Origin of the sequence: Georgenia deserti, assembly GCF_042680605.1 — a bacterium.
GTDB lineage: Bacteria > Actinomycetota > Actinomycetes > Actinomycetales > Actinomycetaceae > Allobogoriella > Allobogoriella deserti.
The window spans coordinates 142,715-157,248 of record NZ_JBHUEE010000001.1 but is presented as its reverse complement, the minus strand read 5'-3'; the positions used below and the strand labels follow the sequence as shown (position 1 = coordinate 157,248).

General features: G+C 67.1%; 13 protein-coding genes and 1 pseudogene. 5 read left to right on the top strand and 9 right to left on the bottom strand.

Features of this window, described 5'->3' with window-relative positions; translation table 11 throughout:
* Positions 1-12 precede the first annotated feature (12 nt).
* A pseudogene (locus ACFSE6_RS00770) lies at positions 13-231 on the bottom strand (dihydrofolate reductase family protein); the annotation flags it as partial.
* A 102-nt stretch (positions 232-333) separates the two neighbouring features.
* On the opposite strand from ACFSE6_RS00770, the gene ACFSE6_RS00765 reads away from it, so the two are divergent.
* On the top strand, positions 334-1,071 hold the full coding sequence (locus tag ACFSE6_RS00765) for a VldE C-terminal domain-containing protein (RefSeq protein ID WP_388001797.1): 738 nt from the start codon (positions 334-336) through the stop codon (positions 1,069-1,071).
* The gene (locus ACFSE6_RS00760) at positions 1,026-1,343 is read left to right on the top strand and encodes a M23 family metallopeptidase (protein WP_388001796.1); all 318 of its coding nucleotides are present in this window, start codon (positions 1,026-1,028) and stop codon (positions 1,341-1,343) included. Before ACFSE6_RS00765 ends, ACFSE6_RS00760 begins: the two co-directional genes overlap by 46 nt.
* A 718-nt stretch (positions 1,344-2,061) precedes the next feature.
* Here the strand turns inward: ACFSE6_RS00760 and ACFSE6_RS00755 are convergent.
* Together ACFSE6_RS00755 and ACFSE6_RS00750 are read right to left on the bottom strand one after the other, a co-directional pair.
* Positions 2,062-2,985, bottom strand: a complete 924-nt coding sequence (locus tag ACFSE6_RS00755; RefSeq protein ID WP_388001795.1) for an aminoglycoside phosphotransferase family protein — start codon at positions 2,983-2,985, stop codon at positions 2,062-2,064.
* Positions 2,986-3,299: 314 nt separating this feature from the next.
* Positions 3,300-4,406, bottom strand: coding sequence for an AAA family ATPase (locus ACFSE6_RS00750; protein ID WP_388001794.1), 1,107 nt, complete (start codon positions 4,404-4,406; stop codon positions 3,300-3,302).
* A gap of 618 nt (positions 4,407-5,024) precedes the next feature.
* Here ACFSE6_RS00750 and ACFSE6_RS00745 point away from each other — a divergent pair.
* On the top strand, positions 5,025-5,528 hold the full coding sequence (locus ACFSE6_RS00745) for a hypothetical protein (RefSeq protein WP_388001793.1): 504 nt from the start codon (positions 5,025-5,027) through the stop codon (positions 5,526-5,528).
* Between the two features lie 136 nt (positions 5,529-5,664).
* Here the strand turns inward: ACFSE6_RS00745 and ACFSE6_RS00740 are convergent, their stop codons facing one another.
* The 6 genes from ACFSE6_RS00740 to ACFSE6_RS00715 form a co-directional block, all read right to left on the bottom strand.
* Positions 5,665-6,462, bottom strand: a complete 798-nt coding sequence (locus tag ACFSE6_RS00740; RefSeq protein WP_388001792.1) for a hypothetical protein — start codon at positions 6,460-6,462, stop codon at positions 5,665-5,667.
* A gap of 59 nt (positions 6,463-6,521) precedes the next feature.
* Entirely contained in the window at positions 6,522-7,025 is a 504-nt protein-coding gene (locus tag ACFSE6_RS00735) for a MucR family transcriptional regulator (RefSeq protein WP_388001791.1), read from the bottom strand.
* A gap of 49 nt (positions 7,026-7,074) precedes the next feature.
* Positions 7,075-8,394 carry an AAA family ATPase gene (locus tag ACFSE6_RS00730; RefSeq protein ID WP_388001790.1) on the bottom strand — a complete coding sequence of 440 codons (1,320 nt, stop codon included), beginning with the start codon at positions 8,392-8,394 and terminating at the stop codon, positions 7,075-7,077.
* A gap of 515 nt (positions 8,395-8,909) precedes the next feature.
* The gene (locus ACFSE6_RS00725; protein ID WP_388001789.1) at positions 8,910-9,155 is read right to left on the bottom strand and encodes a hypothetical protein; all 246 of its coding nucleotides are present in this window, start codon (positions 9,153-9,155) and stop codon (positions 8,910-8,912) included.
* A gap of 112 nt (positions 9,156-9,267) precedes the next feature.
* Positions 9,268-10,272: a type I glyceraldehyde-3-phosphate dehydrogenase gene (gene gap, locus ACFSE6_RS00720; RefSeq protein ID WP_388001788.1), complete on the bottom strand. Its 1,005-nt coding sequence runs from the start codon at positions 10,270-10,272 to the stop codon at positions 9,268-9,270.
* Between the two features lie 5 nt (positions 10,273-10,277).
* Positions 10,278-10,877: a TetR/AcrR family transcriptional regulator gene (locus ACFSE6_RS00715; protein ID WP_388001787.1), complete on the bottom strand. Its 600-nt coding sequence runs from the start codon at positions 10,875-10,877 to the stop codon at positions 10,278-10,280.
* 234 nt (positions 10,878-11,111) lie between these two features.
* Between ACFSE6_RS00715 and ACFSE6_RS00710 the strand changes: the two genes are divergently transcribed.
* Together ACFSE6_RS00710 and ACFSE6_RS00705 are read left to right on the top strand one after the other, a co-directional pair.
* Entirely contained in the window at positions 11,112-12,428 is a 1,317-nt protein-coding gene (locus ACFSE6_RS00710; protein ID WP_388001786.1) for an ATP-grasp domain-containing protein, read from the top strand.
* Positions 12,425-14,482 carry a CocE/NonD family hydrolase gene (locus tag ACFSE6_RS00705; protein ID WP_388001785.1) on the top strand — a complete coding sequence of 686 codons (2,058 nt, stop codon included), beginning with the start codon at positions 12,425-12,427 and terminating at the stop codon, positions 14,480-14,482. Before ACFSE6_RS00710 ends, ACFSE6_RS00705 begins: the two co-directional genes overlap by 4 nt.
* Positions 14,483-14,534 lie beyond the last annotated feature (52 nt).

Here is a 14,534-nt window from a genome sequence, read left to right as displayed (position 1 = left end):
GGGCTGGCGTCCTCAGCCGCCGGCCTCGGTGCTGGGATCCGAGGCGTACCGGGGCGGCCCCGCCGGCCGGTAGGTCTGGCGCACGATCCCCTTGGGAAAGGGTCTCGTCTCAACCAGCTCCAGGGCGAGATCGGGCCCGTCCTGGGGGAAGAGGCGTCCACCCTGACCGACGATCACGGGACAGACGAGCAGAGTCAGCTCGTCGACGAGGTCGTTGGCGAGCAACCACCTGGGCGAGTCGAGCCTTCGCAACGTCCCGCACGGCGATGCGGCCCCAGCCGACACGATCGGCCTGTTTCAAACTGGTCCGAGTGGGGCTCCTATGACGAGCGGATGGACCCGTACCAGGCCACGGTGCTGTTCTACGAGCGACTCACGGCAGTGCAGGACTGGCAACGCCTGCCGCCGACGATCGCGGGCCACCGCGCACAGCGCAACGCCGACCCGCTGCACTACCAAGAGCACTGGTCGCCAACGATCGAAGTCGTCGGCGCCCTCGCCGCGCAGACCGGCCGTCCCGGACTCGACGACGAGAGCCAGCTAAACCTGGGCCCGGTCAAGCCGCACACCCAGGCCCTGGCCGACGAGGTCGCCGCTCGCTTTGATCTCGACCCGGCCGACGTGGGCGGCTATCGCGACTCGGCCCTCGACTCCGGTGGCCACCCGGCCGGACTTGCGGTCGACTTCATGACCTACGAGGACCGGGAGCTAGGCGACCGGATCGTCGACTACCTCGTCGAACATGCCGACCGTCTCTCGGTCGACTACATCATCTGGCGTCAGGCCATCTGCTCGGCCGACCCCGATGCCGGCTGGCAACCGATGGAAGACTGCGGCGACGACACCGCGAACCACTATGACCACCCACACGTCAACGTCCTACCGTCACCCTCCGCCGCCTCACCGGTCGGTGGGATGGGCTGTCTCCTCGCGTCCGGCGGCGAGTGGGTCCAACCCGCCGACGCCCCCATCACGAGCCGCTACGGCCCCCGGTGGGCTCCTTCCACGCCGGGATCGACTTCGGCGTGCCGTGCGGGACGCCGATCTACGCCGCCTCCAGCGGCCTCGTGACCTACACCGGCAACGGCCACAGCCGCAACGGCCTCACCGGACACGTCATCGTCGTCGACCACGGCGACGGCGTGGAAACCACCTACAACCACATGTACGCCAACGGCGTCGGCGTCCGCCCCGGCCAACAGGTCCAAGCCGGCCAAATCATCGGCGCCGTCGGCAGCGACGGCAACTCCACCGGCTGCCACCTCCACTACGGCGTCTACCTCGACGGGCAGCACACCAACCCGGTCCCGTTTCTAGCCATCCAAGGCACACGCCTCGGATAACGTCACCCGTAGTAACGCGACACCGCTGTCCCGGCCGCGAACCCGAAGTCGAGTCCTACTCGGCCAAATTCATCGGCGCACAGCGCAACACTTGCACTCCACGAAGAGAACGGAGCTGAGCTATGGCGCCACGAATTCAGCGTTTGAGTGTTCAGAACCTGCGGTCAATCGGCGAGGACAGAGTGACGGTCAGTTTCCCCGACACCGGGACGCTAGTCCTGCTAGGCGAGAACAACGCGGGCAAGAGTAACGTTACACGCGCGCTCGACATTCTCTTCGGTGACATGTGGCCCGGGACCCGAAGACTCGAGGATCATGACTTCCACGGTCGAGACAGCGACGGCATCGCCGTGGACATAGGCGCTGTGGTCTCGGGAATCGTGTGCCGCGTTCGTGACCGGTGTCCTGAACGGTTCCGCAGCGCGTTCCGGAGCCCCAGCGCACTCGTACAACGTAAAGCGTTCACCATGCAGCAAAGGTGGGCCGGTCGTGCAGAGTTCGCTGCAAATCGACAACTACGGTGCCACACGTCCGAAACACCGATAACGGACGTCATGTTAACTTTGGTTGACATATGCTTACCCAAGCTACCGCACCGACTCCCGTCGCTTCATACGGCGGCGATCCGTGCGAGCTCAGCGTGGATGGCTGCGAAGTCCACCGTCAGGCGGGTGTCGCATGCGTCGATCAACCATGTGCTCGGTGTGCCCACCACTGCCTACCGCAACTGTGGGGTGGTCTCGAGGATCGCCCTGGTTCCGACCCGGCACGCGTGGCGGTAGTCGTCGTAGAGGTCGGGACGCCGGTCCCGCGCCCACCGCGCCAAGTCGAGGAACCTGAGCACCGTGAGCTGTGCGAGCCGCCGGAGAGTGATGCTGTCCAACGGTGTGCCGGCGGCTATGGCGAAGTCGGTGAGCGCTTCGTGGGAGATGCTCTCGTCGTGGACGGCCCACTGGTATACGCGTTGCAGGTCGGTCCAGGGCGCCGGGCCGGTGGTCGCTGTGCCCCAGTCGATCAGCACGGGCGGGGACCCTCGCCCGCGTGAAATCAGGTTGCGGGGCGCCAGGTCGCCGTGCGCGAGCCCGAAGTCGAAGTGTGCCGTGCTCAGCTGCGAGATGAGTGCGCGGAGGAGGGGTTGCTCCTCGCGTCGGTAGGCGCCGTCGTATAGCAGCGGGTCGTCGGGATCGAGCGCGGTCAGGTTGTACGCCAGGTGAGCCGACCACGCCTTTGCCAACCCAGGGCCGAATCGGGAGAAGAGCCGCTCAGGGGCACCATGCAGCGGGATCTGCGAGATCGTGCCTGCGTAGTGCCCGAGCCAGCGCCAGGGTCGGTCCGGTCCGTCGGGCGCGGGCTCGACGTAGCGGACCACCATGTACGGCAGTCCATCGATCTCTCCTGTCGCGACCACGTCCGGCGAGGGGATACCAGCGCGCTCAGCCGCTTGGGCTGCCCACTGCTCGATGGGGAACTCGTTCTCGCGCAACGGGTCGTTGGGGAACCGGACGACCAAGTCGATGCCTGTCCCGACAACACGAAGAACCGTGTTCACGCCGCCGGCGAGTGGCTCCGCTCGGTGTGGACGGCCACCGAGACGGCGCACGATCCGGCAGGCGACCTGGTAGTCACTGCCTCCTCCGAGCATGACCGGATCTTCCCACGTCCGATATCCCGCTAGCCCGCGGCTCCAGTCGTCCAGGCGCCGCACTCATGACACAGCAGTCCGTCCGCTGTCTCGTCCAGGACTCCGTACAGCCCTTTCCCGTCGGGCTCCCCCACTTGGCATGGGCAACAGCACGCCGCTATGCACGAGAGGCCCGAGGGCTCACGGTGGCCCTAGAGCTGGGGTCCGCCCCGTGTGGGCCGTTACGCGAGCCGCGCGATCAAGGACACCGTGACCTTCGCGCCGAAAGCGATCCAGCCCAACCCTCCACACCCACCAACCGTTCGAGCACCTTCCTAACTCTGGCTCGACAGGACGCGCTGCGCAGACTCCGCTGGATCCAGCGCGGTCGTGTCAAGCGCAGGAAAGCGAGCATCGTTCTCGCCGCTGTTCTGCAGCCGGACAGCAGCGTCGACGATCGACTCGGCCTCGTCCGCTGGCCGTCCGACGAGTGGGTCGCCCGCTAGAGGCGCCATCTCTCCACGCATCCTGGCTTGCACCCGATCTAGCAGCGCCGGGGGGTCGGCAGTCAGCCGAATCGCGGCGAACTCTATGCCCTCCAACGCGGCCCGATACGTGAGCATCTCGTCCGAGCTGTTGACGGGACCATTCAAGATCACCACCTCTGCGCCGTGGGACCTGAACACGCGCCATAGTGCCCGCGCGGCGCGAGCCTGAAGGCGGTGGTTGATGACGCCGCCCTCGATCCCTACGAACCCCAACTGCCGCAGATCAACGAAGGAGCTCGGACGTCCCTGTTGTCGCGTGGCCATGAACGCCTGCCAGCCGACCGTGGACTTACCCACCGCGGTTGTCCCGCCAATCAAGATCGCGCGGCCATGAACGCTCGCTTCATCTCCAACGGACGCGCTGGCGCCGTGCGCGGATTGCGACCCGCCATTGACCAGGGCGCCAACGATTTTCAGGACCCGTCCCGCAACTTGGGCTGGGTTACCGGGCACGGACTCGATGACCGGATGGTCGGGCGCAGCGGCATCAAGGCGTCGCGCGTGCTCCTCAACGTCGGCCCACTCCTCCGCGTACACGCCCCGCGTAGACAGACGGCGTTGAAGCTCAAGGTTTGAAGCCGTGAGCCGAACGAAGATCGGATCGTATGGTCCGAGCACTTCGGCGTAGAACGCCGTCAGACCGGGATCCAAGACACCTGACACAATCAGCGTTCGCACCCCGTGCCCCGCAAACTCAGCGGCAACCGCAGCGAGCGCTCGACCCTTCAGCTTGTGGGCCTCTGGATCCTCGTCTTCATCGACGTACGACATCCCGACCTGATCGATGTCGACGTATCCGGTCGCCGGGTCGACTGCTGCCAGCGAGTTGAGTAGCTCCCAGGCCGTGACGGACTTGCCGACAGCCGGAGGGCCATAGAGCCAAAGGACTCGCACGGCGAGAGATTCGCAACGCAGCCGACGGGACGCAAGGGGTTATCGCGGACTACCGACCATCGCACCGCCGATCGTGAGCCCAGGTCCCCCAGGTCGAGTTGGACGATCGAGCGGTGCTGAGGCGCAGGAATACGAAGGGTCTTGATACGCAGACTGTCCACTAAGGTTGACGGACTCAATGCCAGTGTGCGCACTAGCGCATGTGTAGTTCCCCGAAGGCAGGAGGAGATTCCCCAGCCTCCTCAAGCCGGATAGCGTGGGCGACTATCGTCGGCCCGCCGTTGACTCCGGTGGCCAGCCAACCGGGATCACAGTCGACTTCTTGACCCGAGCAGCATCCGCTCATCCGAGGCTTCAGCCCAATGGTCCCCGCACGCGCTTCATCATCTTCATAATCTTGTGACGTTCGTCATCCTCTTCATCAACGAAGCACGCAGTGTCGTGGCGAGAGTGCGCCACAATGTCGTGACCCCCTGATGGCTTGGCCGTAAACGACTCGCGTGGACGGTCCGATCGATACAGGAGAATCTTCTGGGCGAGAGCGCGCCGGATCCCTTGGTACTACACGCCTGGGTCGACGAATCGGCGCACCTCAACGACCTTGGAGGTATGTACCTCATGGCCGCAGCCGTCGCCGACGGGGACGGCTGTGATGCCATCCGTGAACGGCTTCGGGCGTTGGTCCGGCGCCCCAGGGCACGTTTGCACTGGCGAGATGAGGAGGACGCCGACAGGCTCCGCATCTCACAGACCGTTGGAGCATGCGACCTCACTAACGTCGTCGTGGTCGGCACACCGGTAGACCCGAAGCGCCAGGAACGCGCCCGCCGAAAGTGCACCGAACGGCTCTTCCACGAGTTGCACAGCATTGGCGTCACAAGAGTCTTCATGGAGACGCGGACTCAGGCGCTGAACGCTCGTGATGTCCAGATGATCGAAGCCATGCGTGGCGCTCAGTCGATCCCGCGTGCTCTTCGCGTCGAGTTCGCACGACCCCTTGAGGAGCCGATGCTCTGGATCCCCGACGCTGTTGCCGGTGCAGTCGCCGCAGGGAAGAAGGGCACAGGCTCGTTCATCGAGCCAATCCGCTCTTTGGTCGATGAGCACACCATCGATCTCTAGACAGCGCGAAGGCCGGGTCCCGTCATGCGGCGGGGGTCCCGGCCCAGCTTCCCAACCACCCAGCAGGTGGAGGGCTCAATGAGCAATTTACTACACCGGCGCGGTATGCGCGACCGGTCGCTCCTGCTATGGCGACTCAGCTTGATGCCTCGTTCTCTATCGCGGACCAAGACCACTGCGGCCGCCACCACCCGCGGTCAGGCCACCAGGAGACCGCACCTTGCGAGGTTGCGGACCCCACGACCCATACGTGAGTGACTCCATCTGGAAGTTCTGGCGACTTTTTAGGAAGGGGTGCATCCGGCCGCCGCTCCAGTGCAAATGTTATTCCATAGTCTGACCCGATAGTTGCCCAAATAAAGGCGTGCTTCTCAGCAGCTGGATGACGTTTAAGTTTCGCGGGCACGTCAGGATGCTCAGCAAGTATGCGCTCGACGTAGTCAGCCATCGAAGTGTCGGCTGCTATACCGCTCCATCCTTCGATATAGAGCCGGATCTCTCCACCCTTGTCTGATGAAGCGCTCGGCGACAGGCTCAAGATGTGGAGCCGATCGTGCATCTCGGCAACGTCAGGTGCAGACATCGCTTCAGGGTCGTTCTCGACAACGGGTACGAACTGCTTTAAGTGCCTTTCGACGTCCTTAAGTTGTGCCTTGCGCCCGAGGTGAGCAGCCCATGTTTTCCGTAGCGACGGAATTTTGACTTTGTGCTCACGTTTGCTTGCTGCGGCCCACTGCTTCATGAACGCCGTGTCGTGGTCTGCAACGATCTCCAAGGCTGCGGCAGGGCGGTCGGGCCACTGAACTATCGCGTCGATCTGACCATTTTGGGTGCCGTCTTCGAATCGTGTCACGGCGACGCCGAGCGCCGACTCTACGACGCGACGAGCCGCGTACTCGTCGCGTCGTTCCTTGGACCTCCCGCTGCGCTTCATGGACCGAAGGTACTCGAGCGGGATACGCGCGGTCTCGTATTCCGGGGGCTTTCGCCTGCCTATCGCGGTGCACGGCTCGCGCGGGTCGCTTTGCTGGCGCAGGAACGTGTGCAGAACCGGCGGCGTCGCGCGCGGGTCAGTGGGCAGAACTCGGCGCCTAACCATCCGCAGATGACGACGGTCCCGAGACGACTCCGTCCTCGGCGTGCGCGGTTCGCCTCACGAATCGACTCCAATCCTTGCGGTGAGACCTTCTCCCCTGCCCGCAGGCGTGCCGCTGTTGCGATCTCTGGTGCGCGTGCAGCGAGGAAGGCGGGCTTCCGCTCGAGACGGTCACGGGCGTTCTGCGCGATCTCGGTCCGCGTCGCTGCAGCCACGAGCCCGCGGCTGCGGGCCAAGCCGTGAGCGCGTCGGAACTCGTCGGCCGCCATACCGTGGCGACGCCACACGTGGAGGCCCAGGTGAGTGAACCGCTTGCCGCACTCGTGGCACAGCAGTCCGTCCGCTGTCTCATCCGGGACTCCGTACAGTCCTTTGCCGTCGGGCTCGCCCACCGTTGGCATGAACACAGCATGCCGCTACGCACGAGAGGTCCGAGGGCTCACGGCGGCCCTAGAGCTGGGGTCCGCCCCGTGTTGGTCCGTGTCGCGGCAGGTCGTGCCGCGCGGTTCGGTGGCTTGTGCGCTCGCGTAGCTGTTCACGGGCGGCGCGGAGCCGCGCACCGGACGCTGACTGCTGCTGCCCCTGTTCGTCATCGCTATCGGCGCGCTGTGAGCGGACGAACTCTCCGAAACCGGGGATGGTGAATCGAAGGCGCCCTCGTGCCGGAGCGTCGATGATCCCTTTGTTGATCAGGCTCCGTCGCACCATGCCGAGGTCGTCGCTGTCTTTGCCTAGCTCCTCGGCAACGTCGCCACGCCGCACCTCCGTGCCAGGCTGGCTAGCCATGGCTCGCAAGAAGTCCCTCTCGCCGTCCGTGGCGACGTCCCACCGAGCCTGGAAGAGCGACGTCATCTCGGAACGAACCGCCGGCTGTGCAGCGGTCACGTGCTCGAGCGTGATCACGTCCCCGCGCTCGGGCCGTGCAGCGTGCCACGCGGCTTCGCCGATCGTCTGGAGCGCTGGAGGGTAGCCGCCACTCTCGGCGTGGGCCATGTCTAGTACGTCCGCACTCCAGCTGACGTCCAGCTGCTTGGCTGGTTCGGTCAAGACGGCCTTGGCGGTCTGCTCGTCCAAGCCCGTCAAGGCGACTTCCCTCGTCCGTTCACCGAAGGTAGCGGCCCGCATCAGCAGGGCCTTTGTCTGCGGCAGCCCAGCGCCGATGAATCCCACCGGGTAGCGCTCCCGTTCACGGCTCATGTTCTGTGCGGCGTTGAGCAGCACGCCCGCGTCCACCACCGCAGGGCCATGCGCGATGTACTCGCGTTCGGCGCGTGAGGTGAGCGGTTCGTGCAGCTCGTCGATCACGACCAACAGGCCCGCTCCGCCCCGGTCGCGGGCGAGATTCGCTGTGTGGTGGAAGAAATCCTCCACCGGGCCCACCAGTGCAGGACTGGTCGCTGCCTCCTTGGCCTCGTCGAGTCCGACCGTGGCGGACACCTTTCCGACGCCGAGGTTGACCTCGACGCCCAGATCCTTGACGCGTCGCGCGGGACGCGAGGAATCGGTTCCAAGGACGTCGGCGCGCTCGAGCGATCGGGTGACGCGGTCGACGACGTCGGGCAAGAACCGCTGGTGCTTGATCCCAGAGACCCAGGCCACCACGAAGCCATCTCTGGCGGCCCGCTCCCCCACATCGGCCAGAAGAGAGGTCTTACCGAGCCCTCGCGCGCCCGTCACCACACTCAGCGGGCCCATCATCTCGCCGTACGCGATCACTCGTGCAAGCCGGTCGCGCAGCAGCGTGCGCTCCTGCTCCCGGCCCACGAACACGCGAGGAGGTTCGCTCGGGGTGTACGGACTCGGCTCCATCTTGTACCCCAATTACGGTTTGTTACGGATAAGCAAACCGTAACAGACCGTAAATCGGGCGCTCACAACTGAGGGCCTCGCCGTGTAGGGCCATACGCCTGTGGTGGTTGGTCGTCGCCATCCGGGCGTTGGCGCCGCTCGCGCAACCGCTCTCGGGCCTGTGTCACACGTTCCCGTGGCGTCGTCCCTCCATCCTCCTCTGGTTGGGGTTGCCGGCGCTCTTCTGCCCTCTGTCGCAGCCGCTGTGCGAACGTCGGGTTCGACTGCTGAGGCGCCGGAGGTTCGGCGCCGACGGGGGCCGGGCCAGCGCGGCACTGCCGTGCACTTGAAGTTCGCCGCCAGGCCGAGCCTTGAGATCGCGGACCGCGGTGGCGAGGTCCCCGGAGATGACGGTCGTGTTCGCCCAGTCGGGATCGGTGAGGGTGGTGGAGGCGACGTACTTCGGTCGTGTGTTCAGTGCGATGGAGATCGGGTTGTCACCCGCGTCCGCCCCCCAGGTGCCGGTACCCCCAGGACCAGGCGAACATCTCGTACGTCCGCCGGCCGAACAGGAAGGCGTCGGCTCGCCCGTAGTAGTCACTGATGTCGGCGAGTGACTTGTCGTCGAACAGCGGTCGTGCCCACCCGCCCCGCTCCATACCCGGGTCGAAGTCCGGATGACGTCCGCCGTTGGCCTGGAACACGCCGTCGACCGACACCTGGATGTTGACCTTCAGTTCCATGACGGCGCCTCCTCGCGTGCCTCGGCGTCCTATCCAAGCACGCCTGCGGCTCGTGGCTCACCGGCGAGTCGGCACCGCGCCTGTCTGACCCCCAGGCGGACACCGCACCTCCTCACAGCGCCGCGCCGATCCGCTCCGCGAACTCCACCAGTCGATTGGAGAAGCCCCATTCGTTGTCGTACCAGCCGTGCACCTTGACCTGGCGCCCCGCCGCCTGCGTCAGCGGGGCGTCGAAGACGGACGAGTGCGGATTGCCGACGATGTCGGCGGAGACCAGCGGCGCCTCCGAGTACTGCAGGTACCGCCCGAGCGGCGTGGTCGCCGCCGCCTCCCGGAACGCGGCGTTGACCTCTGCGGCATCGGCGGCGCGCTCCAGCACAACGGTGAGGTCGGTGATGGAACCGACCGGGACCGGCACGCGCAGTGCCGCGCCGGTGAGCCGACCGTCGAGCTCGGGCAGAACCTTCCCGATCGCCGCCGCGGCGCCCGAGGAGGCCGGGATCGTGGAGACGGCCGCAGCACGCGCGCGGCGCAGATCCGCGTGCGGCGCGTCCTGCAGCCGCTGATCGCTGGTGTACGCGTGCACGGTGGTCATCAGACCGGACTCGATACCGAAGGCCTCGTGGAGAACCTTCGCCAAGGGCGCGAGGGAGTTCGTGGTGCACGAGCCGTTGGAGAAGACGTCATGGCCAGCGGGGTCGAGCCCGTCATCGTTCACGCCGAGGACGACGGTGGGAACGTCGCCCTTCGCGGGCGCCGAGACGACCACCTTCTTCGCCCCGCCCGTCAGGTGTGCGGCAGCGGCTGAGCCGTCCGTGAACCGCCCGGTGGACTCGATGACGACGTCGACTCCGGCGCCTGCCCAACGGATCGCGGCCGGGTCGGGTTCGGCGTACACAGCCATGCGCCGATCCCCGACGCGTATCGCGTCGCCGTCGACCGAGACCCCCGCGAGGTGACCACTCAGCGAGTCCCACTCCAGCAGGGCGGCCAGCGTGCGGGCGTCGGCGAGGTCGTTGACCGCGACCACCTCGACGTCCGCGTCACCGGCGAGCGCGGCACGCAGGAAGCTGCGCCCGATGCGTCCGAATCCGTTGATGCCGATGCGTACCGTCATCTCGTTCACTGCCTTTCGTCGGTGTTCGGTCTCGGGTCGTCGGCGCCGGTCGCGGACGCCCGCAGGAGTTCGAGCACGCCGTCGCGCGCATCACGGAAGGGGCCCGGGTCCTGCTGGGCGATCGCAAGGACGTACCCGCCCTGGATCACGGCCATCAGGGTGTGCGCGAGCCGGCCCGGGTCCAGGTCCTGCCGGAGGACGCCCGCGGCGATCGCCTCCCGCAACACGCTGACCCACCGGTCATGGACCTGCGCGAAAGCCTCGGCGACCGGAGCGAGCAGCACCGGGTCTTCACGGACTTGCGGGTCCTGCGTCATCCGGCCGACCTTGCAGCCCTTGAGTGCGTCACGCGGCCGCAAGAGGTACGCCTCGATCCGGGCCATGGGATCGCCCGCACCGTCGAGGTCCGACGTCGCCGGCAGTAGATCGGCGACGTTGCGCTCCAGGGCGGCGAGCGCCAGATCCCGCTTCGACCGGAAGTGGTGGTACTGGCTCCCCTGTCCCACGCCGGCGCGTTCGCGCACGTCGCGTGGGCTCGTGTCGGCGTACCCGCGTTCCCACATGAGTTCGCCCATCGTTGCGACGAGCCGTTCCCGGGTATCCATACCCATCACTCTAAACCTACTAGTAGGTACAGAGGAACGAATCGACCGCCTTCATGTCGGTGTGACGGCACGACGGCCCCGCGGATGCGTGGCGGGCCAGCCCAGATCGGGCGTCAGAACCCACGCCTGCCAGACGAGGAGCGCGTTGACGAGGAAGCTGCGGCGTTGCACTGGCCGGGCCGCGTCCCGCGCTCCTGTTGCGGCCCCCGGCCCCGGGTGGTTGCGTCGCATCGCATGAACCAGACGACGGCGCCGCGGCGCAACGTGTTCGTCCTCGCCCTCACGCAGCTGCAGCGCACCGAGCTCGAGAGCATCCGCGGCGCGGAACGTTTCGCCTTCCACGGCTTGCTCAGCTACGACCGCCTGGTCCGCGAGACCAACCACGACTTCGACGCCTTGCTCGACGACGCTCGGACCGAGCTCGACGCCTTCCCCGGGTCCGTGGACGCGATCGTCTGCCACTGGGACTTCCCGAGCTCCGTCCTCGCCCCGATCCTGGCCGATGAGCGCGGCATCGCCTCGCCCTCGCTCACCAGCGTGCTGAAGTGCGAGCACAAGTACTGGAGTCGCCTGGAACAGCAAGCCAGCGTGCCCGAGGTGGTGCCGGGCTTCGCCGCCGTCGACCCGTTCGAGAAGGACGTGCAGGTTGACCTGCCCTTCCCGTTCTGGATCAAGCCGGTCAAGGCACACTCCTCGAGCCTCGGCTTCGCCATCCACGACGAGGATGAGCTCACCGCGGCCCTGGAGCAGATCCGCGCCGAGATCACCGACCTCGGCGACGCGTTCAACCAGGCCCTGCGCCGCGTCGACCTGCCGCCGGAGCTCGTCGGCAACGGCGGCAACACCTGCCTCGCGGAGGAGATCATCACCGGAATCCAGGCCGCCCCCGAGGGGGTTCTCGCCCGCGGGGAGTTCCACGTCCACGGCGTGGTCGACATGCACCGGGACGAGGACGGCACCAGCATCGAGCGCCTCGACTACCCCGCCGGGACCGTCCCGGCCGAGGTCCAGGAACGGATGATCGACGTCGCCGAACGATTCCTCCGCCACGTCGGATACGACGACGGTGCCTTCAACGTGGAGTTCATGTGGGACCGCGAGGCGGACAAGCTCTGGCTCATCGAGGTCAACACCCGGATCTCCCAGTCGCACAGCGAGCTGTTCCTCCTCGTCGACGGGTCCTCGAACCACGAGGTCGCGATCGACGTGGCCCTCGGTGAGCCCCCGCAGATGCCGCACCGGCAGGGGCGGTACGCCGTCGCGGCGCAGTGCCACGTCATCCACCGGGGCGAGGACGCCGTCGTGCGGCGGGTCCCGTCCGAGGAGGATCTCGAGGCGCTGGACCGCGCCTTCCCCGGCGCCCGGGCCACGTTCCAGGTGGCGCCGGGGGACCGGCTCTCCGACCTTCCCCACCAGGACAGCTACAGCTACACCCTCGGTCACGTCTACCTGGGCGCCGGCAGTCGCCAAGAGCTGGACGACCGCCGGCGGCGAGCCACGGAACTGCTGCCCTTCGAGTTCGACCCCGTCCCCGAGGAGGATCATGGATGAGGAGCGTCACCGAACTCCCCCACGAGATCGAGACCCTCGAGAATGTCTTCGTCCCGCTGCGTGACGGTCAGCGCGTCGCCGCCCGCATCTGGCGACCCATCGATGCCGTGACCGATCCGGTGCCCGCCGTCGTCGAGTACATCCCGTACCGCAAGCGGGACAGCACCCGTGGGCGCGACGCGTATAACCACCCCTACATCGCGGGCCACGGCTACGCCTGTGTGCGGGTGGACCTGCGCGGCAGCGGCGACTCCGACGGCGTCCTGGTCGACGAGTACCGGCCGCAGGAGCACCGGGACGCCGAAGATGTCATCAGCTGGCTCGCCGACCAGCCCTGGTGCGACGGCAACGTCGGCATGATGGGCATCTCCTGGGGCGGGTTCAACGCCCTCCAGCTGGCTGCCATGAACCCCCCGGCGCTCAAGGCGGTCATCAGCGCCTCCGCCACGGACGATCTGTACGTCGACAACATGCATTACATGGGCGGTTGCCTCCTGGCGGACAACCTCTCCGAGGCGACCGTCATGTTCGCCTTCAACAGCCTCCCGCCCGACCCCGCCGTGGTCGGCGACCGGTGGCGGGAGATGTGGCGCGAGCGGCTCGAGGGCAGCGGCCTCTGGCTCGACACGTGGCTGCGGCACCAGCGACGGGACGAGTACTGGAAGCCCGCGTCCGTGTGCGAGGACTACACACGGGTGCGGTGCCCGGTCATGGCCGTCGGTGGCTGGGCCGACGGGTACACCAACGCGATCTTCCGGCTCCTGGAGAACCTCGACGTCCCGCGCCGCGGACTCATCGGTCCATGGGGGCATCGTTATCCGCACCTCGGTGTACCCGGTCCCGCCATCGGCTTCCTCCAGGAGGTCGTGCGCTGGTGGGACCACTGGCTCAAGGGCCACGACACCGGGATCGAGGACGAGCCGATGCTGCGTGTGTGGATGCAGGACAGCGTCCCGCCCTCGGCCACCTACGAGGACCGACCGGGCAGGTGGGTCGCCGAACCGAGCTGGCCGGCACCCGATCTGACGGAACGCGAGTACCGGTTCACGGCGCACCATCTGGTGGACATCACCGACGACGCGTCCGACGGCGCACCGCCGGCCCAGGACCGGCTGACGCTGCAGTCGCCGCTGAGCGTCGGGATGTTCGCCGGCAAATGGGCCTCCTACTCCGCCGTTCCCGACCTGCCCTACGACCAGCGCGAGGAGGACGGCGGCGCGCTCGTCTTCGAGACGGAACCGCTGCCGGAGACTCTCGAGGTCCTCGGCCTGGCGCGAGTACGGCTCGAGGTGTCGGCGGACCGGCCGGTCGCCCAGCTCGCGGTCCGTCTCTCGGACGTCCACCCCGACGGTGAGGCCACGCGAGTGACCTACGGTGTCCTGAACCTCACGCACCGCGACGGCAGCGCACAGCCCGCACCACTCGAACCCGGTGTCCGCTACCCGGTCGAGGTCGAGCTCAACGGCGTAGCCCAGGTGTTCCCGGCCGGGCACCGGCTGCGGGTGTCGATCTCGACGTCGTACTGGCCGCTGGTGTGGCCGCCACCGGAGCCCGCCACGGTCACGATCACCACCGGCGCCAGCGCACTCCTGCTTCCTGTCCGCACGCCTCGACCGGAGGATGATCACCTGCGCGAGTTCGGGCCGCCGGAGGCCGCACCGGAGGCGGAGACGTCGGTGCTCGCCACCGGCGAGCACGCCTGGCGAGTCACCCGTGACCTCGCCACCGATATCTCGACGTTGGAGATCGTCAACGACCAGGGCACGTTCCGGATCGAGGACACCGGAACGATCATCCACCGTGACACCCGCGAGTGGTACAGCTTCCGGTGGAACGACGTCACCTCGGCCCGGGGCGAGACACGCACGGTACGGCGGCTGGAGAACGGCGACGACTGGCGCGTCGAGGTGACCACGCGCACGGTGCTCACGTGCACGACCTCAGACTTCCTGATCAACGCCCAGCTCGACGCGTACGAGCTGGACGAGCAGCAGGGTCATCCGCGCGTGTACTCGCAGAACTGGGAGCGGCGCATCCCGCGCGACCTGGTGTGAGCTCGGCCGGACGAGCAGAGCGGTCGGTGCCGAGGGCCGGGATGCTCCCTGT